This is a genomic window from Crossiella sp. SN42, from assembly GCF_023897065.1.
Lineage (GTDB): Bacteria > Actinomycetota > Actinomycetes > Mycobacteriales > Pseudonocardiaceae > Crossiella.
On record NZ_JAMHIV010000006.1, the window covers coordinates 127,849 to 147,078 of the forward strand.

Sequence of the window (19,230 nt, forward strand, 5' to 3'; positions counted from 1 at the left end):
CATGCGACAGGACATCCGCCGCCTGGCGCCGGTGTCGGCGTTCTTCGCGCTGAGCGGCTTCACCCACGGCAGCTGGACGCCGCGGCTGCCGGGCATCGTGGAGCAGATCGGGGCCGACGTCGGCATCCTCGGCATCACGCTGACCGGCTCCAGCATCGGCATGATCATCGCGGCCTCGCTGGCCGGCAGGCTGTGCATGGCCTTCGGCGCGCGCCGGATGCTGGCGGCCAGCACGCTGCTGGTCTGCCTGATGCTGCCGCTGCTCGGCTCGGTCACCACGGTGGTTGCCTTCGGTATCGCGCTGGTCGTGCTCGGGCTGGGCATCGGCCTGCTCGACGTGGCGATGAACGTGGCCGCGGCCGCCATGGAACAGCGGCTCGACCGGCCGGTGATGTCGATCTTCCACGCGGCCCTGCCCATCGGCGGCGTGCTCGCCTCCCTGGCCGCCGCGCTGGCCGCCGGACTGAAGATCAGTCCGCAGGCGCACCTGCTGGTGGTGGGCGTGGTCGGCCTGGCCGTCACGCTGACCGCGTTGCGGGCCATTCCCAAGGACCTCACCGGCCAGCCGAAGCAGGACGCGGCCGGGAGCGCGGGCCGGGCGCCGTTCCGCCTGCCCGCGCTGTGGCTGCTGGCCGGGGTCGCGCTGTGCTCGGTGATCGCCGAGGGCACCGCGGGCAAGTGGTCCGCGCTGTTCCTGGTCGGCGACCGGGGTGTGTCCGAGGGCGCGGCCGCGCTGGCCTACACCGTTTTCGCCGCCTCGATGATGGTGGCCAGGCTGTTCGGCGAGCAGGTGCGCAACCGGTGGAGCGCGGCCCGGATCCTGGTCTGCACCAGCGTGATCGCCGCCTTCGGCCTGCTGGGCGCGGTGCTGGTGCCCTCGGCCCTGGCCAGCTACCTGGGCTTCGCGCTGGCCGGGGTCGGCCTGGCCTACGCCTTCCCGGTGGCGCTGGCGATGGCGGGCAAGGCGGGCCGGGACAACGGCGGCGACGGGGCGCGCGAGATCGGGTTCGTCACCACGGTGGCCTACTGCGGCTCCTTCGCCGGATCACCGCTGGTCGGCGGCATCGCCCAGGTCAGCAGCCTGGCGGTGGCGTTCGTGGTGGTGGGACTGCTGGCCGCGCTGATCGGCCCGCTCGGGGCGTCGGCCCAGGCCGTGCTCGGGAAGAAGAAGCAGCCTGAGCCGACCGCCCGGCAGTGAGCTAGGGAGCGAAGGCGAGCTTGCCCGCGCCGTAACCGCTGCCGGGTCCGAGGGCGAGCAGTTCGAAGGCCGACTTGGACTCGGTGAGCGGGAAGACGTCGGTGACCAGCTCCTCGCAGGGCAGGCCGCGGATCAGCTCGATCGCCGCCGGGAACACCTGCGCGTGGTAGTCGCAGCTGCCGATCAGGCTGACGCAGCGGCCGGTCAGGTCGAAGGGCCGGATCGTCGCGGTGGCCGCGGTGTCGCAGCCCAGCAACAGCACCCGGCCACCGTCCTGCACCGTGCGCAGACCCAGTTCCAGGAGCGAGCCGGTGGTGTCCACCACGACCGTCGGCGGCGGGGACGCCGACTCGTCGAGCCCGGCCAGCGGGGTCAGGCCGGTGACCGCCGCGGCCAGCTCGCGCCGGTACGGGTCGGGCTCGACCAGGCTGACCCGCGCCGCCCAGCGGGCCGCGAGCAGGGCGGAGAGCACGCCCATCGGGCCGCCGCCCAGCACGACCACCCGGTCCGCCGGGCCGACCGCGGCCGCGCGCAGCCCGGTCAGCACGCAGGCCAGCGGTTCGATCAGCACGCCGCGCCGGTCCGGCACGTCGGCAGGCAACGGGTAGAGCGCCTGCTCCTCGACGGTGAGCAGCTGGGCGAAGGCGCCGTCCCGGCCGACGCCGATCTCCAGCGCCGACTTGTTCGCGCAGTGGCTGCTCTCCGCGCGCAGGCACCGGTCGCAGCGGCCGCAGGACTGGGTCGGGTCCAGCACCACCCGATCACCGGGCCGCAGTCTGTTCACCCCCTCGCCGACCTCGGTCACCACGCCGACCGCCTCGTGCCCGAGCACCCTGGGCGGCTCGCAGTGGTAGCGGCCGAGGTAGATCGCCCGGTCGGTGCCGCAGACCCCGGCCAGGGTGGGCCGGAAGGTCACCTGACCCGGTCCGGGCGCGGGCGGGGCGGCCCGCTGTTCCAGCGCCAGCTCACCGGGTCCGCGGAACTGAAGGACATGCATGTTGTCCGTGCCTTTCAGAGAGAGGTGAGGACGCGGTCCAGCCGGTCGCAGATGAGGTCCGCCTCCTCGTGGGTCAGGATCAGCGGCGGACGGATCTTCACCACGTTGCCGAGGCCGTACCGCGAGGAACGCAACAGCAGGCCGTGCTCCCGGCCTTTCCGGACGATCTCGTTGGTCAGCGCGGGCGAAGGCGTGCCGTCCTGGTCGACCACTTCAAAGCCGATCATCAGGCCGACGCCGCGAATGTCGTCGACGCACCGGTGCCGTTTCCGGAGTTCGGTCAGCCTGCCCAAAATATGTGCGCCTACCTCGCGCACATTCGCCAGGAAAGCCTCGTCGTCCACCACGCTCAGCACGGCGTTGGCCGCCGCGGCGGCCAGCACGTTCGCGCCGGAGGTGAAGGAGAGGTATTCGGTCTCCAATGGCCCCAGTTTGGGATCGGAGAGCATCGCGGCCACCTGCGCGCCGCCGCCGAGACCCTTGCCAATGGTGAGGACATCCGGTTGCACGCCGAAGTGCTCGGCGGCGAACATCCGGCCGGTCCGGCCGATTCCGGTTTGGATCTCGTCGAAGATGAGCACGATGCCGCGTTCGTCGCAGAACTCGCGCAGCCGGGCCAGATAACCCTCCGGCGCGACCACGTTGCCGCCGTTGCCGGTGATCGGTTCGACGATGACCGCGGCGACACTGCCGGAGCTGGCGAACTCGATGAAGTCGTCGATCCGGTTCACGCACATCAGGCCGCAGGTCTCCCGCCGCTGCCCATAGAAACAGCGGTGGCAGTACGGGTCCGGCACGATCAGCCTGCTGATCCCCACCTCCGGGAAGGGCGCGCGGCGGAAGGCGTTCCCGGAGATCGCGGTGGTGGCCATGGTCTGGCCGTGGTGGCCGCGGAACAGGCTGATGACGTCCCGGCGGCCGGTGGCCCGCTGGGCGAGTTTGATCGCGCCCTCATTGGCATCCGATCCGCTGGCCACTTTCAGGTGCACGCGCTGGATGTTCTCCGGGGACACCGCGACGAGTTTGCGCACCAGCTCGTTCACCGGGTGGTTCTGGAACGACGAGGACGCGTGCACCAGCAGCTCGGCCTGTTGCTGAATCGCCTTGACCAGTGCGGGATGGCGATAACCGATGCTCAGGTTGAAAGTGCCAGCGGCGCAGTCGAGATATTTGTTCCCCTCGGCGTCGCAGGCGTAAACACCCTCCCCGTCGACGATGGTGACCGTTCCGACGCTGTAGGAGTACAACTCCCTGACGTCGCCCACCAGATTGGTAGCCATCGAACCTCCTCTTGGCTGACAGAGGAAATTCTATGGACGGGTAAGAGTGGTTGCGAATAAAGGAATTCAGCGCAAACCGAGCAGTCGCGGCAGCTCGCGCATGTCCTCGAACTCAATGGTGCGCTCGCCGGTGAGCGCGCCCGGCGGCACCAGTTCGGTGCGGTAGCCGAGCACCGTCATGCCGGCCGCCCGCCCGGCGGCGACGCCTGCCGGGCTGTCCTCCACCACGGCGCAGCGGTCCGGCGGCACGCCCATCTTCCTGGCGGCGTGCAGGAAGAGGTCGGGCGCCGGTTTGCCGTGCTCGACCTCCACCGCGCTGAAGATCCGGCCGTCGAACCGGTCGGCCAGCCCGGTGATGCCCAGCGTGGTGGCCATCTTCTCCGGGGTGCCGCTGGAGGCCACGCAGGTCGGCACCCCCGCGGCGGCGATCGCGTCCAGCGCCGCCACCACGCCGGGCACCGCGGTGAGGTCGCGGCGGAACCGGTCCCGGTAGCGCTCGTGCAGCCCGGCCAGCCAGTCCGCGCCCAGCGCCCGGCCCACCTGGCGCTCGATCTCGGCCAGCATGTGCTCATCCGACTTGCCGAGGAACCGGCCCGCCACCTCCGCCGGCGTCAGCGGCCACCCGGTCTGGGTGATCAGCTCCGCCTCGACCTGGACGCAGAGCCGCTCGCTGTCCACCAGCACGCCGTCGCAGTCGAAGATCACCAGGTCGAAGTGGCCGTTCACCGGTCCAGGTCACCGCCTCGAAGTAGGTCGCGGGCCGCGGCCGCGATGTGCCCGGCCGAGATCCCGGCCAGGTCGAGCTGTTCGGCGGGCGAGGCGGAACCGGGCATGGTCCGCACCGCCAGGTGCCGGGCACGATACGTGATCTCCTGCTCCGCCAGGCCCTCGAACACCGCCGCACCGAGACCGCCCTCGGGCCGGTGGTCCTCGGCGACCACCAGCCGTCCGCCGGTGGCGGCCAGCGCCCGCCGGACCGCGGCCGTGTCACAGGGCTTCACCGAGTAGAGGTCCAGCACCCTGGCGTGGATCCCTTGTGCGGCAAGGGTATCCGCCGCGTCGAGCGCCTCGTGCACGGTCACCCCGGCGGCCGCGAGCACCACCGAGTCCCGCTCGTCCGAGCGCAGCGTCTTGGACCCGCCCACCGGGAACTGCTCGTCGCTGCCGTAGAGCACCAGCCGGGCGTTCCGGGTGATCCGCAGGTAGCAGATGCCCTCGGTGTCCAGCGCGGCCTTGGTCAGCGCCCCCGCGGAGACCGCCTCGCTGGGGTAGAGCACCACCGAGCCGTGGATCGCGCGCAGCGCGGCCAGGTCCTCCAGCGCCATCTGGCTGGGGCCGTCCCGGCCGATCTCCACCCCGCCGTGCGAACCGGCCAGCACCAGGTGCGACCGCGAGATCGCGGCCATCCGGACGAAGTCGTAGGCCCGGCTCAGGAACGCGCCGTAGGTGGAGACCACCGGGGTGAAACCGCGCGCGGACAGGCCGACCGCGGTGCCCAGCATCTGCTGCTCGGCGATGTAGGTCTCGATGAACCGGCCGGGGTGCCGGGCGGCGAACCGGTCGGTGCGCATGGACACCGTCACGTCGCCGTCGATCACCACCACCTCCGGGCGCTCGCCCAGCTCGGCCAGCGCGTCCCCGAAGGCGTCCCGGATGGCGACCAGGTCGCCGACGGCGTAGCGGGGGAGCCGGACCTCGGTCCGGGCGGGCGGCGGTGGGACCGGCCCGCGCGGCGGCGGCGGTCCGGTCAGCCGCACCCGCTCCGGCGGTTCGATCAGGGCCAGCGCGCGGCGGGCGGTGGCCTCGTCCAGGGCCGCGCCGTGCATCTCCGCGCGGTGGGTGATCTCCTCGAAGCCCTGGCCCTTCACCGTGCGCGCGACGATGGCCAGCGGCTCGGCGTTGGCGCCGGCCTGGGCGAGCGCGGCGTCCACCTGGTCGAGGTCGTGGCCGTCCACCTCGGCGACCTGCCAGCCGAAGGCGCGCAGCCGGGCCGCGTAGGTCTCGGCCGGACTCCGGTGCGGCACCGGCCCGGACTGGCCGTAGCCGTTCACGTCGATGATCGCGGTCAGGTTGGCCAGCCCGTGGATCGCGGCCTTGTCGAAGGCCTCCCACATCGAGCCCTCGGCCAGCTCGCCGTCCCCGCACAGCACCCACACCCGGTACGGGCGGCTGGCCAGCCGCGCGGCCAGCGCCATGCCGACCCCGATCGGCAGTCCCTGGCCGAGCGAGCCGGTGGCCACGTCCACCCAGGGCAGGTCGGGCGTCGGGTGGCCCTGCAACCGGGAACCGCGCTGGCGGTAGGTGGACAGCTCCTCGACCTCGATCGCGCCCGCCGCGGCCAGCACCGAGTACCAGAGCCCGGAGACGTGCCCCTTGGACAGGACCAGCCGGTCGTTGTCCGGGTGCGCGGGATCGGCCCAGTCGTAGCGGAAGTGGCGGCTCATCAGCGTGGCGACCACATCGGCGCAGGACATCGCCGAGGTCGGATGCCCCGATCCGGCCGCGGTGCTGGTGCGGATGGCGTCCGCGCGGAGCTGGTCGGCGAGCCGGCGCAGCTGAGTCCTGGTCACTTCGCTACCTGCGAGCTCGGTCATCTCGGGTCTCCTCCCTCGGCCAGGCCGAGCAGCGGCCCGCACCGCCTCGCGATCTCCGGTCCCGGCGCGCGCGGGCCGACGTGCTCACAGGTGGCCGCGCCCGCGACCGCACCCACCACGGCGGCCTTCGCCGGGGCGAGTCCGGCGATCCGGGCGGCCACGTAGGCGCCGTGGAAGGCATCGCCCGCGCCGGTGGAGTCGACCACCGTGGCCGGGGCCGCAGGCACCTGCTCGACCCGGCCGTCCGCGTCGGCGACCACCGAGCCGCGCGCGCCGAGGGTCACCACCACGACCTCGGGGCCGTCGGCCAGCAGCTTGCGCGCGGCGTCCTCGATCACCTCGGTGCCGGCGAACCGGACGGCCACGTGCTCGGGCACGATCAGCTCGTCGATGTCGGCCAGCGCGGCGCCGAGCCAGTCGGCGTCCTCGGCGTCGGCGAAGGTGCGCACCCCAAGTCCCTTGGCGGCCGCCAGCCCGTACCGGCTGAACTCGGCTTCCCTGCCGTCGGAGAAGAAGGCGTGGCAGCGGCGCAGCAGGCTTGGCGGCAGCTGGGTGTTGTCCGGGGTCAGCGCCGGGTTCTTCTGGGTCACGATGGTCCGTTCGCCATTTCCGTCCACCACCACCGCGGCGAAATGGTGGTCGGCGCCCGGCACCAGAATCGAGCCTTCGACCGCGCAGCCGTGGTCGAGCAGGAAACGGCGGTGCTGTTCGCCGTCGGGATCGGCGCCAAAACGGCCGACGAAGTTGGTGCGCAGGCCGAGTGCGCTCATCACCAGGCAGGCGTTGGTCGCCTCCCCGCCGACCGCCCTGGCCAGCTCGTGCGCCACCTGCTTGTGGCCGGGGTGGAGCGCCGCGCCGATGCGCAGGGTGTAGTCGATCGTGGCATTTCCGACGACCACCACGTCGTAGCGCGTTTCCGGTGGACTCGTCATGGAAAGCACCCTGCCGGAGCGGGCGGAGAGCGCGCAAACACGTCGATTCGCCTTACGCTCGCCGGGTGCGCGTCCTCCATTGCCCTGATCCCGTCGAGTCGGTCACCAGCGGTCCGCGCCTATTCCTGGCCGGTCCTTCACCGCGGAACTCCACCGCGTCCTGGCGCGATGAGGCCTGCGCCCATCTGCGGAAGGTCCAGTTCGCCGGAGTGGTGCTGCACCCGCAGTCCCGGCCGGGCGAACCGGCCGTTCCGGTCGAGGTGCAGTTGCGCTGGGACTGGCAGGCCGGCGCGCACGCCGACGCGATCGTGTTCTGGATTCCCCGGGTTTTGCCGGAACTGCCCGGCCTGACCTCCAATTTCGAGTTCGGCCTCTGGGCCCGTTCCGGCAAGGCCGTGCTGGGCGCGCCGCCGGAAGCCGCCGAGATGGCCTATCTCCGCGGCACCGCCGAGCTGTTCGGCGTGCCCCAGGCCGAGACCCTGCCGGACGCACTCGACCAGGCGCTCCTGGTGCTGGCCGCCTAATCCGCGAGCCGGTTCGCTTCCAGATAGGCGATATCCCGTTCGTAGAGCAGGTGGTGGCCGAGCTCGAGCACCCGCTGCTGCGCCGGATCGCCATTCCCGGCCCGGGTCACGATGAACTCGACCATTTCCCGAAGCCGCAGGACGGCCGTCGCGGCCACCTGGCCAGGGGTGATCTCGTCCATTCCGTAGGCCGCCACGAACAACGTCAGCCGCCTGCGCTGTTCGGCGAGACCCGGATAGGGCACATCGTGATTATCCGGGTCGGTCAGCGGCACGAACCGGTAGGCCGTGTACGCCAGATCCCACACCCTAGGACCGGGGGAGACCGTGTCGAAGTCGATGACCCCGGAAAGCCGATCTCCCTCGAACATCAGGTTGTACGGGGCGAAATCGTTGTGGCACAGCACTTCCACCGGTTCGTGCGCGGGCAGCTGCCAGACCGCGTCGTCCGGTGGCCGGAAGTCGGCGGTGGCCTCGTGGTAGTCGCGCAGCAGCTCCGCGACCGCGATGAGGGTGCGGTCGCTGAGCACGTGCGCGGGCAGCGGGTAGTGCGCCGCCGCGCCCGGCAGCAGGCTGATCACCTCCCGGCCCTGCTCATCCAGGCCCAGCGCTTCCGGTGCGCGGTCGAACCCGCGCCGCCGCAGGTGGTCGAGCAGCGCGTGCACCGAGGGGGTCCACGGCCCGGCGGCCCGCCGGACCGTGTCACCCACTTTCACCACGCTGGTCATGTTGCCGCCGGTGAGGATTTCTTCCACGAGCGCCACCCTAACTATTCTTCCGGCGGGGTCTCCAGCCGACGGTTGATCTCCTTCCACGCTTCCGCGTAGTACTGGGCGAGTTTGGCCACCGGATCGGAACAATGCGCGGGCAGGCCGTCGATCGCGCTGTACAGGCTGTGCAGCGCACCGGCTTGCAGGTGAATCCAGCGCAGCAGCGTCCGGCCCGAACTGGTCAGCCGCAAACTCGGATCGCTGTTCATGCTCTGCACGATCGCGCCGATCCGCGCCAGCCGCGAAGAATCCTCCTCCGCCGCCGCGACCGCCGGTCCGGCGGGCTTGCGCCGGGCGACCGGATCCTCACCCCGGTTCAGCCGCATCCGCACATCGCGCGCGGTGGACAGCGAAATCCCGGCCTCCTTGGCGATCTGCCGCAACGAGGCGTCCGGGTTGTCCCGGACAAACCGGGAGGCGCGAATCCGGCCAGCCGCCGGACTGATCGGCCGGACCCGGCCGTCCGCGCCGATCCGGGTGTTCGACTGCGCAATTCCGGGATTCGAACGGGCCCGGATCGTGGCCACCGTGCGCGGCGACAGTCCGGTGGTGCCGCCGACCACCCGATCCGACCATTCCGGGGTGGCCGCGATGATCCGCTCCGCCGCGGCCCGCCGATCCGCCAGGGTCAGCGGCAGGCCGTGCATGGTGTTGAGCCGCACGGCCAGCACAAATGCTTCGGCTTCACTGCCTTCGAAGAATTCCGCCTCGATCTCGGTCCGCCGCAGCAGGATCGCGGCCCGCACCCGGTGCACGCCGTCGATCACCCGCAGGGACGGCCAGTGCACCAGAATCGGCGGCAGCGCACCCGCCGAACCGGCCAGTTTCGCCACGTGCTCGGCATCGGCCCCGGCCGACCGCGGCGAATCCCGCAAGCTCAGACTGCTGATCGGCACGATCCGAGTGCGGCCGCCAGCCCGGACCGGACTCGTCAAATGTTCCGCTCGCTCCAGTTGCCCGACGTCGTCCTGCACGTAGACCGCCTCCCCAGCGCCGTCTCGTGTGGCCTAACCGCTAGCAGAAAGAACGTTTGCGCGACAGCCCCAAGTGCATCCCCAGTTCTGATCTCCCCAACGGAGCCGGTCCGAAACCGAACCGTGATAAGAACCAGACGTAACCTACCCGCCAGGCCACTGTCAAGACTGGTTACGGTGATCGGGTTTGGCCGAGATCAGCAACGAATGGCCGGTATCCAGCGGGTTTCGCGTGTGCGTGAATTTAGTCCGGCACCGGCATTCGCGACACCGGACAACTAAGCCGCACCCCGGATGACCTCCACCAAGCTCGCGAAGCTGGCCGAGCCGAAACCAGCCGCGACACCCCGCGCGGTCAGCGACTCCACCAGCCGCGGCAACGCCGGGTCCAGCCCGCGCTCCTCGCTGGCCCGCACCAGGTTCGCCATCAGCGGCCAGTCCAGCTCCAGCCACTCCTGCTCGCCCGGATACGCACCGTGATCCACCTGTTCTGCGTAGTCGGCGACAACTTCGGAGACGGTGCCGCGCAGCCACCGGGTGAGCATCGGCGTGACCTCGCTCGCCCGCACCCCGTCCGCGGTGAGCAGCGCGGCGGTGTGCAGGTAGCCGATGAGCGTGGCCCAGGCGAAGTTGAGCAGCGCGATGTCGTAGAGGGCCGCCGTGCCCGGATCCGCGCCGAGATAGGTCGCGTTACCCAGCCGCTCCAACACTGCTCGGTGCTTCTCGAACACCGCCGCGTCCCCGCTGTAGACCAGCTCCGTCTCCGGCCTGCCCACGTGCTCGGGATGGGCCATCAGCGCCCCGTCGAGGTACCGCCCACCCCTGGCCGCCACCCGCGAGGCGGTCTCCCGCGCCTGCCCGCTGGTGCCTGAGGTGAGGTTGACCAGGTCCCGCCCACCAAGATCCCGCGCCAGCAACGCCCACAGCTCCTCGTGGTCCGCCGCACACAACACCACCAACCCCGCGTCGAACGAGTCGCCGGCCACCACCCCCAGTGCCCCGGCCAACCCAGTCCCACGGGCATTGACCCCCACCACCGCAACCTGCTCCACATGTCCTCCAACCTACAAAACGTAACCTACGTTCTGTAGGATAAGCGCATGGCAGACCAACGCCTCAACCGCCAGGACCGCCGCAGGCAGCTCCTGGACACCGCCACCGAGATCATCGCCACCGAGGGCGCCGCCGCCCTGACCCTGGTCCGCCTCGCCGAACGCGCCCGCGTCTCCCGCCCCGTCGCCTACGACCACTTCACCACCAGAGAGGGCCTGCTCCTGGCCCTGTACCGGGACTACGACGAGCAGCTGAGCGAGGCCATGCGCGCAGCGCGGACCCGGGCAGGCTCACTCCACCAGGTGGCCACCGCGGTCGTCACGGCCTACGTGGACGGCCTGCTCGCCGCGGGCCCCGAATGCGCGGAGATCAAAGCGGCCCTCTCCGGCCACCCGGAAACCCGCCACTTCCGCCACCAGTCGGAGCAGCTGTACCGGGACGAGCTCCGCGCGGCCTTCCGCCCCTTCGCCCCAGCCACCCCACCGATCGTCACCGGCCTGTTCCACGCCCTGGACGGCCTGGCCACCGCGGCGGCCGAGGGCAGGACAACCCGGGCCAAGGCGGTGACGGCGGCGGTCACCATCGTGCTCAGCACACTGGGCTCGGCGGATCAGGGCGGCGGCGGCAGTTCCACCAGAACCTCCGCCACGCCATCGAGCAGTTCGGGCTCGGGCCGCCCGGACAGCGGCTCCACCTCGGCGACGACCACCAGCTTCCCGTCCCGCCGCGAGTCGTAGTACCGCCGCACCGGCAATGTGTCGCGATTGGCGGCGAGGCTGGTGAGGGCGGCGAGCGTGTGTCGGTCATCGCCATCGCGCCCACGCCACCGACACGATCATGGTGTCGCCCCGCCCGCCATCGAGACGGCCAAGGCAGGGCGACTCGCGCGAGGCAGCCACTTCCCGGACTGGTCGCGCGGTAGTGCGCCAGAACAACCGGAAAGACGCCAACCGGTCCGGAACAACACAAAACCGCAGGTAGGAAACCCAGGTAAACCACGAGGAGCGAAAGATCAAGACGAGCGGAGAACCACGGCGACACCCCCGCGAAGCGACCGGGGGTCCGGGGGCAGAGCCCGCCGGGCGGGGTCCGGGGGTCGCACCCCCGGTGTGATGAATCGAGTCGCCCCGGCGAAGCGCGCAGCGCGAGCAGGGGCGACCCAGGCGACGGAATGGGGCCGGTGGGAGTCGAACCCACACTGGCACGGACCTAAACCGTGTGCCTCTGCCAATTGGGCTACGGCCCCGTCGGCGTACAGCCTAACCGGCGACACCTGCCGGGTGGAGGCGGACTGGGTGACGCGGCGTGGCGGGTTGGGGCTACCGTGATCCCGCGTCAGACATTCGTCCTGCGAGGAGGGACCTGTGGCTCGGGATCCGGAGAGCATTCAGCGTGACATCGAGCAGGCGCGGGACTCGCTGGCCGCGACCTTGGACGAGCTGGCGGTGCGGGCGAATCCGAAGAAGTTCGTGGATGAGTCCAAGGCCGCGGTGAAGTCCAAGCTGGACGACCCGCGGATCAAGTACTCCTTGATCGCCTTTGGCGTGCTGGTGGTGCTCGCGCTGGTGCGCAAGATCTTCCGCTGAGTGGGGCCGGGCCTGCTGCCGCGGGGTCAGTTGAGCAGCGGTAGCAGGGCCTGCTCCAGCAGCTTGTCGACGAACGCCTCGTCGATGGGCTCGCCGGTGAGCATCAGGCGGTAGGTCAGGGTGGCGCCCGCCAGCTCGTTCACCATGCCCAGCGGTGCGTGCCGGTTGATCTCGCCGCGTTCGGCCCCGCGTTCCAGGATGCGGCGCAGCATGCCGCGCTGGCCGGTGAGGAAGCTGTCGCGGAAGGCGGTGGCCAGTTCGGGTTCGTGCGGGAGCTCGCCGACCAGGGCCTGGGCCGCTTTGCCGGAGGGGCCGGTCAGGAAGTCGACGTAGCCCAGCAGGAACTCGCGCAGGTCGCCGGCGACCGAACCGGTGTCGGGTTCCGGGACGCTGCGGCTGACCAGCTCGTTGCAGGTGTCGATGACCAGTTCGAGCTTGGACTCCCAGCGGCGGTAGATGGTGGCCTTGCCCGCCTTGGCCCTGGCCGCGACCGCGTCCATGGTCAGCGCGCGGTAGCCGACCTCGGCCATCACTTCCAGGGTGGCCTTGCGCAGGGCGTCGTCGCGGGTCGCGTCGCGCGGTCTGCCCCGGGGCGCTCCACCTGCTTCCTTGGCTCGGCTGCTGCCGTGCAACTCCTCAGTGCCTGGCGCAGTCGCCAAACCTGCCCCCTCTCACCGCCGCCGGCGCCCGTGTCGGCGACGTGACCGCCCGTGTCCTGCCATCCTAGGGGCGCGGTGCGGCCTGGGGTGTCAACCGGTCGTCCGAAGTGGAAGGTCAGCCGGTGTTGGTGGTGGCCTGCGCGCCTTGTTCTTCCGCTTCTTCCACTTCCTCGCCGTCGGGCTGGGTGGGCGCATCGGCCACCGGGGTCAGGCCGTGCCGCGCGTGCAGGTAGGCCGTGGTGAAGGCGAAGGCGTCGCCGTCGAGCAGGTGCACCGCCCGGCTGGGGATGCCGGGGGCGATCCGCTCCAGGATCTGGTCCGCCTGGTCGCGGGCGGCGATCAGGCCTGGCGCGGTGGCCGCCTCCTCCAGCTGGCCGTACCGGACCGTGACGGTCCAGTCCTCGCCTTCGGGCATGTAGTCGACGGTGATCGGTGTGTGGTCCATTGACGCCTCCCGCTCGGCCTCGTCCCATGGTGAGAGACCCGGCGGGGACGCGCATGACGGGTTGGCGGCTGACATCCCCCGGACGGCCGTACTCACTCGTCCGAGTGGACCTGTCTTGCCTGTGTAACCCGAGCAGGGGCCGGACAGATATCCCGGGCAACGGCGCGGTCCGGTCGAGGTCCCGCCATGGTCGAGCAGGGGCAGCGCGACCGTGGCGGGGCTGATCGCCGCCTGCTGCCGGACTTCCCGTGTCGAAGGGGCATGCGGGAGGTGCGGGCGGCTCCCGGTCGACGCGGAATCGGGAGCCACCCGCAACACTCACACCGGCACCGGGGTGAGCCGTCCGGAACGGTCCATCCGGTGCACGGCGAACGTGCCGAGCAGGCCCAGCACCAGCAGCGTCAGCCACGGGATCGCCGGTACCCCTGCCGATCCGGCCAGGTCGAGCGCGCGGCCGGCGACCAGGTTGCCGATGGTGATGCCGATGCCGGACAGGGTGCTGTACAGGCCGTAGTGCGTGGCGACCAGCCTGCCGCCGGAGAGCGCGGCGATGGTGTCCATCTCGAACGGATAGGTCACCACCGTGCCCACCGTGAGCAGCAGCGTGGTCAGCAGCAGCACCGGCAGCCACAGGCCGGGGCCGCCCTGCTGCTGGGGGTCCAGCAGGCCGGTCAGCAGCGGTGGCAGGAACGCGCCGGTCATCAGCGCCAGCCCGAGCGTGATGCACCGGGCCGGGCCGTAGCGCGCCCGGCACCAGGCGGTGATCCGCAGCTGGCCGAGTACCGCGACCAGCCCGGACACCGCGAACAGCGCGCCGACGCCGATGGTGGCGGCCAGTTCGCTGCCCGCGATCGCCCTGACCTGCAACGGCAGGGTCAGGTAGATCTGGAAGGACAGCACGTACGAGCCGATCATGGCCACCGAGAACAACAGGAACGGCCGGTTGCGCACCGCCTCGCCGACCCCGCCGAGCACACTGCCGCCGCCACCGGGGGCCGACCGCGCGGGCAGCTCTTTGACCTGCAGGACGGTCAGCACGGCGAAGACCACCGCGGCGACCAGGCAGGTCAGTGAGAAGGCCACCCCGGTCAGCAGCAGCCCGATCAGCGGCCCGATCAGGATGCCCACCTGGTAGAAGACGTTGAACAGCGCGAACGCCTCCACCCGCCGCTCACCCGACTCCGCGGTCAGGTAGGCCCTGGAAGCCGGGTTGAACAGCGCCCCGGCCAGTCCGGTGGCGGCCGAGGCGGCGATCAGCGCGGGCAGGCTGTCCACAAAACCGAGCAGCCCGAAACCGACCGTGCGCAGCGACAGTCCCGCGATGATCATCGGCTTGTAGCCGAACCGGTCGGCCAGCGCGCCGCCGAAGAGGAACATGCCCTGCTGGGACAGGTTCCGCACGCCGAGCACCAGCCCGACCAGCCAGGCGGCCAGGCCGAGACCGCCGGAGAGGTGCGCGGCCAGGTAGGGCATCAGCATGTAGAAGCCCAGGTTGATGGTCAGCTGGTTGACCAGCAGCAGGCGGACCGGCCTGGGGAAGGACCGGTACTGGGTGAGGACCTGCATCACGGCGCTCCGGGGGCGGGGTCGAGCACGGTGCGGCAGCGCGTCCACGAGGTCACCTCGGCCTCGCCGGGGTGCGCGATCTCGGCCGGGCCGGTGGGCGGCGGGCCGTCCAGCAGGCCGTGCGCGTTGCAGTAGTCGTCGTTGAACACCGTGGTGTAGTAGCGCTGCGGGCCGTCCGGGAAGATCGCCGCGATCCGGGTGTCCGGTTCGGCGTTGCGGGCCAGCCAGCCCGCGACCAGCGCCACCGCGCCCACGCTCCAGCCGCCGGTGGCGAAGCTGGTCCGCGCCAGCGCCCTGCTGGCCCACACCGACTCGCCCGGCGCGACCCAGTGCACCTCGTCGAAGGCGGCGTAGGCCACGTTGCGCGGGTAGATGCTGGAACCCAGGCCGCGCATCAGCCTGCGGCGGGCCGGCTGGCCGAAGATGGTGGAGCCGACGGTGTCCACCCCGACCAGGCGCAGGTCCGGGCAGAACTCGCGCAGCACCCGGGACACCCCGGCGGAGTGGCCGCCGGTGCCCACCGAGCACACCAGCACGTCCACCCGGCCGAGCTGGGCCACCAGTTCCAGCGCCAGCGCCGAGTAGGCGGCCACGTTGTCCGGGTTGTGGTACTGGTCGGGGCAGTACGCGCCGGGGTTGACGGCCAGCACCTCGGCCACCCGCTGCCGCCTGGCCTCCTGCCAGCCGCCGGTCGGGTGTGCCTCGCTGACCAGCTCGATCCGCGCGCCGTAGGCGGTGAGCAGCCGGTGCAGGATCGGTTCCATGCCGGGGTCGGTGACCAGGGTGACCGGGTGCCCGTAGGCGATCCCGGCCAGCGCCAGGCCGAGGCCGAGGGTGCCGCTGGTGGACTCGACGATCATCGCGCCGGGCGCCAGCTCACCGCGGCGGCGGGCGCACTCGACCATGTGCAGGGCGGGGCGGTCCTTCATGCCGCCGGGGTTGGCGCCTTCGAGCTTGGCCCAGAAACCGTTGCCGGGCTTGGCGAAGGGCTCGTCGATCCACAACACCGGGGTGTTGCCGACCGCGGCGCGCAGGTTCTGGCAGCGCGGCGCGCTGGTGAGCAGCTGGGCCGGGGACGTGCGGGCAGGAGGCAGCAGCAGATCCATGACGTGGTTCTTCCTCGGGAAAGAGGTACGGGTGAAGGCGGGTTACCGGCTGCTGCTCAGGTCCGGAACACGCAGTTGACCAGCTGGATCGACTGTCTACTGTGGACAGATATGGGGACGGGACACCAGGTGGGCGCGGACAACGCTTGCGGGGCAAGGGAAATCGGCGCGGTGACGGCCAGGTCCGGCAGGACCGGGACGTTGGTCAGCTGGTCGCCGCGGGGCAGCGCGAGGCAGAGCTCGTCGGTGCCGTCGTGGTGGTCGCCGTCGCAGTCGTGCTGGCCGTGATCGGCGGTGGAACTGTTGTGTGCATGGGAATGCACGTCAGCGGCGTGCGCCACGAAGCACTCGCCACCGAGGTGGAGAGTGAGGTAGAGGACCCCGAGCAGCAGTGCCACCAAGGGACGGGCGCGACGCACACCGCCAACGTACCGGACCGGCCGGCCGGGTCACGGGCCGGTCACGACGAAGGTTGTAGGCCTTCCGGGTTGTCTTCGGCGGCGAGCTCGTCCAGCGCCCTGGTGACCTCGGCCATCGGGTAGCCGGAGCGGAAGGCGCGGGCGCCGGTTCCGCCGCGCTGCCAAGGCTTCGGGTCCCCCAGCGGCCGGTACTCCACGCCCGCGGCGTCCAATCTGGACAGCTGCGCGCGCACCCGCTCCGGCTCCTCCGGCCAGGTCGACGGGGCACCCGTCCAGGCCACCTCGGCCAGCGCGCACACCCGGGGGAAGGCGCGGTAGTCCAGCAGCCGGGCGTGCGGCAGGTACTCGCTCCACAGCTGCGCCTGCACGCCGATCACGTTGGCGTTCTCCGCCTCGGTGAAGGCGGCGGGACGCGGGTCCAGCGCGGCCACGTCGGCCAGCCGCACCGGGCCGCCGATGGCCAGCGGCTCCCTCGGGTCGTCGTCGCTGTAGTAGTCGAGGTAGGTGGGGAACACCGGGGTGCGCACCACCTGGAACCCGGCGGCCGCGGCCTTGCGGGCCACCTCGTCGCCGCGCCAGGCCATCACGATCGAGTCCGGCCGCAGCCCGCCGCTGCCGAAGGCCTCGTCCCAGAACACCGCGCGCACGCCCCGGCCGGCCAGCCGGTCGGCCAGCCGCCGCAGGAAGTCGCCGTGCAGCGCGGCCATGTTCGGCAGGCCACGGGACTCGCGGTAGGCCTGGATCTCCGGGTTGTCCTCCCACTGGCCGAGCGGGCACTCATCGCCGCCGAGGTGGACGAACGGGCTGGGCAGCACCTCCAGCAGCTCGCCGAGCAGCTCGTCCACCACCTGCTCCACCGCCGGCAGCGGGGACAGCAGGTTCGGGAAGACGCCCCAGGTGGTCTGCACCTCGTACTTGCCGCCGGGCACCGAGCCCAGCTCGGGCAGCGCGGCCAGCAGCGCGGAGGCGTGGCCGGGCACGTCCAGCTCGGGCACCACGGTGACCGCCCGCTCCTGCGCGTAGGCGCCGATCTCGGCCAGGTCCGCGCGGGTGTAGTAGCCGCCGTGCGGGGTGCCGTCGTGGCCGCTGTGCTCGGCGCCGTGGCCGAGCGCGGTGTGCGGCCGGTGGCTGGCCAGCTCGGTCAGCTGGGGATAGCGGGCGCTCTCGATCCGCCAGCCCTGGTCGTCGGCCAGGTGCAGGTGCAGCCGGTTCAGCTTGTGCATGGCCAGCAGGTCGATCATCCGCAGCACTTCGCGCTTGGGCAGGAAGTGCCGGGACACATCGAGCATCACCCCGCGCCAGTCGGTGGCCGGGGCGTCGGTGACCTCGCAGCAGGCCAGCTCCCACACCGTGCCCCTGGCCGCGGCGGCCCGCCAGGCCACCTCCGGCAGCAGCTGGCGCAGGGTGGACACGGCGTAGGTCGCGCCCGCGGTGGAACCGGCCACGATGTCCAGCCGGTCCGGCCGGACCAGCAGCTGGTAGCCCTCCGGGCCGTGCGCGGCCGGGTCCAGGGTGACCACCACCGACCCCAGCTCGGGCGTGCCGCGCTGGGGCAGCGGCAGGCGCAGGAAGGACAGCGCGCGGCGCACCAGGTCGGTGCTGCCGTCAGCGCCAGGACCAGCGACGATGCTGGTGCGCTCGGTGAAGGTGAAGGTGCCGGTGAGCCCACGCGCGCTCCGGGGGCGGGGCAACAGGGTGGCGAGTCGATCGGTCACAGGACACATACTTCACCAATTCCGGGGACACGAACCGCTCCAATCGGTGAACCGACAGGTTGTCGCGTTGTGTCGCCAGGTGGCGCGCACCCAGGGTGTTGCGCATGGCGAGCCTGCTCGATTGGTCCCTGATCGACGGGGCGGTTCCGGCCGTGCTGACCTTCGCCGGTGGCGCCGCCTTCGCCGTGCTGCTGGCCGATGGCCGCCGGGTGTGGTGGCGGCGGATCGTGCCGCTGGCGCTGCTCGGCATGGTGCTGCTCGGCCTGCTGGTCGAGCTGGTGGTCAACCAGCTGTGGCGGCCGTTCGCCGACCGGCTGCCGACCAACGTGACGCTGTGGATCACCGTGCTCGCCGGTGGCCTGGCGCTCGGCGTGTTCCGCGCGTTGCCGCTGCGCTGGCCGGCCCGGATCGGCATCGCGCTGGCGGTGGTGGTGCTCGCGGTGTGCGGGGCGGCCGATGTGAACCGGTTCTTCGGCCAGTTCCCGACCGTCGGCGCGGCGCTGGGCGGCGGGCAGGGCAAGACCGCGGACCTGTCCGAGGCGGCCAAACCCGCCGCGAGCACCGTGCTGGTGCCGCCGGGCAAGGCGCTCAGCGAGGTGTGGCAGCCCCCGGCCGACCTGCCCGCGCAGGGCACGGTCTCGGAGGTGGCCATCCCGTCCTCGGCTGGGTTCGGCGCCCGCACCGGCCGGGTCTACCTGCCCCCGGCCTACCAGGCCAGCCCCCGGCCCAAGCTGCCGGTGCTGGTCCTGCTGTCCGGGCAGCCGGGTTCGCCAACCGACTGGCTGGTCGGCGGCCAGCTGAGCACGACCATGGACAACTACGCCGCGGAGAACAAGGGCCTCGCGCCGGTGGTGGTGCTGCCGGACCACCTGGGCAGCGAGCTGGCCAACCCGCTGTGCCTGGACTCCAAGCTCGGCAACGCCGAGACCTACCTGGCCAAGGACGTGCCGAACTGGGTCCGGCAGCACCTCCAGGTGGCGACCGAGCCGCAGGCCTGGACCATCGGCGGGTTCTCCCAGGGCGGCACCTGCGCGCTGCAACTGGCGGTGCGCGCGCCCGAGGTCTACCGCAACTTCATCGACCTCTCCGGGCAGCGCGAGCCCTCGCTGGGCAACCGCAAGGACACCGTGAACGCGGCCTTCGGCGGGGACGAGGCCGCGTTCAAGAAGGTCAACCCGCTGGACATCATGGCCACCGCGAAGTTCCCCAAGACCGCGGGCCTGATCGCCTCCGGCAACAAGGACGGCGAGTTCCGGCCGCAGCAGCAGGACGTGCTCAAGGCCTGCCGCCGGGCCGGCATGCAGGTGGACTGGCTGGAGCTGCCCGGCGCGCACAACTGGGTGGTGTGGCGGCCCGCGCTGGCGCAGTCGCTGCCGTGGCTGGCCCAGCACACCGGACTGACCCCGCGATGA

Annotated in this window: 19 protein-coding genes and 1 tRNA gene; 5 read left to right on the forward strand and 15 right to left on the reverse strand. The window is 71.5% G+C overall.

Features of this window, described 5'->3' with window-relative positions; all coding sequences use genetic code 11:
* Position 1 precedes the first annotated feature (1 nt).
* The gene (locus M8C13_RS09190) at positions 2–1,198 is read left to right on the forward strand and encodes an MFS transporter (RefSeq protein WP_252480073.1); all 1,197 of its coding nucleotides are present in this window, start codon (positions 2–4) and stop codon (positions 1,196–1,198) included.
* Position 1,199: 1 nt separating this feature from the next.
* Here M8C13_RS09190 and M8C13_RS09195 read toward each other — a convergent pair whose 3' ends face one another.
* The 5 genes from M8C13_RS09195 to M8C13_RS09215 all read right to left on the reverse strand — a co-directional run bounded on the left by M8C13_RS09195 (position 1,200) and on the right by M8C13_RS09215 (position 7,001).
* Positions 1,200–2,195: a zinc-binding dehydrogenase gene (locus tag M8C13_RS09195; RefSeq protein WP_252480074.1), complete on the reverse strand. Its 996-nt coding sequence runs from the start codon at positions 2,193–2,195 to the stop codon at positions 1,200–1,202.
* A 14-nt stretch (positions 2,196–2,209) separates the two neighbouring features.
* Complete coding sequence (locus M8C13_RS09200) at positions 2,210–3,475, reverse strand: aspartate aminotransferase family protein (protein WP_252480075.1); 1,266 nt, start codon at positions 3,473–3,475, stop codon at positions 2,210–2,212.
* Positions 3,476–3,541: 66 nt separating this feature from the next.
* Complete coding sequence (locus tag M8C13_RS09205; RefSeq protein ID WP_252480076.1) at positions 3,542–4,201, reverse strand: HAD family phosphatase; 660 nt, start codon at positions 4,199–4,201, stop codon at positions 3,542–3,544.
* A complete protein-coding gene (locus M8C13_RS09210) occupies positions 4,198–6,069 on the reverse strand; it encodes a transketolase (protein ID WP_252480077.1) in 1,872 nt (623 codons plus the stop codon). Before M8C13_RS09210 ends, M8C13_RS09205 begins: the two co-directional genes overlap by 4 nt.
* Complete coding sequence (locus tag M8C13_RS09215; protein ID WP_252480078.1) at positions 6,066–7,001, reverse strand: carbohydrate kinase family protein; 936 nt, start codon at positions 6,999–7,001, stop codon at positions 6,066–6,068. The genes M8C13_RS09210 and M8C13_RS09215 overlap by 4 nt, the downstream gene beginning before the upstream one ends.
* 65 nt (positions 7,002–7,066) lie before the next feature.
* On the opposite strand from M8C13_RS09215, the gene M8C13_RS09220 reads away from it, so the two are divergent.
* The gene (locus M8C13_RS09220; RefSeq protein ID WP_252480079.1) at positions 7,067–7,525 is read left to right on the forward strand and encodes a nucleoside 2-deoxyribosyltransferase domain-containing protein; all 459 of its coding nucleotides are present in this window, start codon (positions 7,067–7,069) and stop codon (positions 7,523–7,525) included.
* Here the strand turns inward: M8C13_RS09220 and M8C13_RS09225 are convergent.
* From M8C13_RS09225 to M8C13_RS09235, 3 genes are all read right to left on the reverse strand, one after another.
* Positions 7,522–8,289 carry a phosphotransferase gene (locus M8C13_RS09225; protein WP_252480080.1) on the reverse strand — a complete coding sequence of 256 codons (768 nt, stop codon included), beginning with the start codon at positions 8,287–8,289 and terminating at the stop codon, positions 7,522–7,524. The two genes, M8C13_RS09220 and M8C13_RS09225, sit on opposite strands and share 4 nt — an antisense overlap.
* Before the next feature lie 5 nt (positions 8,290–8,294).
* Entirely contained in the window at positions 8,295–9,191 is an 897-nt protein-coding gene (locus M8C13_RS09230) for a ParB/RepB/Spo0J family partition protein (protein WP_252480081.1), read from the reverse strand.
* Between the two features lie 356 nt (positions 9,192–9,547).
* Positions 9,548–10,276 carry an NAD(P)-dependent oxidoreductase gene (locus M8C13_RS09235; protein ID WP_252480082.1) on the reverse strand — a complete coding sequence of 243 codons (729 nt, stop codon included), beginning with the start codon at positions 10,274–10,276 and terminating at the stop codon, positions 9,548–9,550.
* Positions 10,277–10,369: 93 nt separating this feature from the next.
* Here M8C13_RS09235 and M8C13_RS09240 point away from each other — a divergent pair, with 93 nt between their 5' ends.
* Positions 10,370–11,059: a TetR/AcrR family transcriptional regulator gene (locus M8C13_RS09240; protein ID WP_252480083.1), complete on the forward strand. Its 690-nt coding sequence runs from the start codon at positions 10,370–10,372 to the stop codon at positions 11,057–11,059.
* A gap of 435 nt (positions 11,060–11,494) precedes the next feature.
* Here the strand turns inward: M8C13_RS09240 and M8C13_RS09245 are convergent.
* Positions 11,495–11,568 (reverse strand) — tRNA-Leu (locus M8C13_RS09245).
* A gap of 118 nt (positions 11,569–11,686) precedes the next feature.
* Between M8C13_RS09245 and M8C13_RS09250 the strand changes: the two genes are divergently transcribed.
* A complete protein-coding gene (locus M8C13_RS09250; RefSeq protein WP_252480084.1) occupies positions 11,687–11,908 on the forward strand; it encodes a DUF3618 domain-containing protein in 222 nt (73 codons plus the stop codon).
* Between the two features lie 26 nt (positions 11,909–11,934).
* Here M8C13_RS09250 and M8C13_RS09255 read toward each other — a convergent pair whose 3' ends face one another.
* From M8C13_RS09255 to M8C13_RS09280, 6 genes are all read right to left on the reverse strand, one after another.
* Entirely contained in the window at positions 11,935–12,567 is a 633-nt protein-coding gene (locus M8C13_RS09255) for a TetR/AcrR family transcriptional regulator (protein ID WP_252480085.1), read from the reverse strand.
* A 115-nt stretch (positions 12,568–12,682) separates the two neighbouring features.
* Positions 12,683–13,012: a hypothetical protein gene (locus M8C13_RS09260; RefSeq protein ID WP_252480086.1), complete on the reverse strand. Its 330-nt coding sequence runs from the start codon at positions 13,010–13,012 to the stop codon at positions 12,683–12,685.
* 318 nt (positions 13,013–13,330) lie between these two features.
* A complete protein-coding gene (locus M8C13_RS09265; protein ID WP_252480087.1) occupies positions 13,331–14,578 on the reverse strand; it encodes an MFS transporter in 1,248 nt (415 codons plus the stop codon).
* Positions 14,578–15,684 (reverse strand): PLP-dependent cysteine synthase family protein, encoded by a 1,107-nt coding sequence (locus M8C13_RS09270; protein WP_252480088.1) that lies wholly within the window; start codon positions 15,682–15,684, stop codon positions 14,578–14,580. Before M8C13_RS09270 ends, M8C13_RS09265 begins: the two co-directional genes overlap by 1 nt.
* Positions 15,685–15,740: 56 nt before the next feature.
* Positions 15,741–16,082, reverse strand: a complete 342-nt coding sequence (locus M8C13_RS09275; protein ID WP_252480089.1) for a hypothetical protein — start codon at positions 16,080–16,082, stop codon at positions 15,741–15,743.
* A gap of 62 nt (positions 16,083–16,144) precedes the next feature.
* Positions 16,145–17,818, reverse strand: coding sequence for a beta-N-acetylhexosaminidase (locus M8C13_RS09280; protein WP_252480090.1), 1,674 nt, complete (start codon positions 17,816–17,818; stop codon positions 16,145–16,147).
* Between the two features lie 104 nt (positions 17,819–17,922).
* On the opposite strand from M8C13_RS09280, the gene M8C13_RS09285 reads away from it, so the two are divergent.
* Positions 17,923–19,230, forward strand: a complete 1,308-nt coding sequence (locus M8C13_RS09285) for an esterase family protein (protein WP_252480091.1) — start codon at positions 17,923–17,925, stop codon at positions 19,228–19,230.

What these genes read in the sequence shown, in the direction of transcription:
- M8C13_RS09190 (WP_252480073.1), top strand. Translation starts at nt 2, where the DNA reads ATGCGACAGGACATCCGCCGCCTGGCGCCGGTGTCGGCGTTCTTCGCG.
- M8C13_RS09195 (WP_252480074.1), bottom strand. Translation starts at nt 2,195, where the DNA reads ATGCATGTCCTTCAGTTCCGCGGACCCGGTGAGCTGGCGCTGGAACAG.
- M8C13_RS09200 (WP_252480075.1), bottom strand. Translation starts at nt 3,475, where the DNA reads ATGGCTACCAATCTGGTGGGCGACGTCAGGGAGTTGTACTCCTACAGC.
- M8C13_RS09210 (WP_252480077.1), bottom strand. Translation starts at nt 6,069, where the DNA reads ATGACCGAGCTCGCAGGTAGCGAAGTGACCAGGACTCAGCTGCGCCGG.
- M8C13_RS09215 (WP_252480078.1), bottom strand. Translation starts at nt 7,001, where the DNA reads ATGACGAGTCCACCGGAAACGCGCTACGACGTGGTGGTCGTCGGAAAT.
- M8C13_RS09240 (WP_252480083.1), top strand. Translation starts at nt 10,370, where the DNA reads ATGGCAGACCAACGCCTCAACCGCCAGGACCGCCGCAGGCAGCTCCTG.
- M8C13_RS09260 (WP_252480086.1), bottom strand. Translation starts at nt 13,012, where the DNA reads ATGGACCACACACCGATCACCGTCGACTACATGCCCGAAGGCGAGGAC.
- M8C13_RS09265 (WP_252480087.1), bottom strand. Translation starts at nt 14,578, where the DNA reads ATGCAGGTCCTCACCCAGTACCGGTCCTTCCCCAGGCCGGTCCGCCTG.
- M8C13_RS09270 (WP_252480088.1), bottom strand. Translation starts at nt 15,684, where the DNA reads ATGGATCTGCTGCTGCCTCCTGCCCGCACGTCCCCGGCCCAGCTGCTC.
- M8C13_RS09285 (WP_252480091.1), top strand. Translation starts at nt 17,923, where the DNA reads ATGGCGAGCCTGCTCGATTGGTCCCTGATCGACGGGGCGGTTCCGGCC.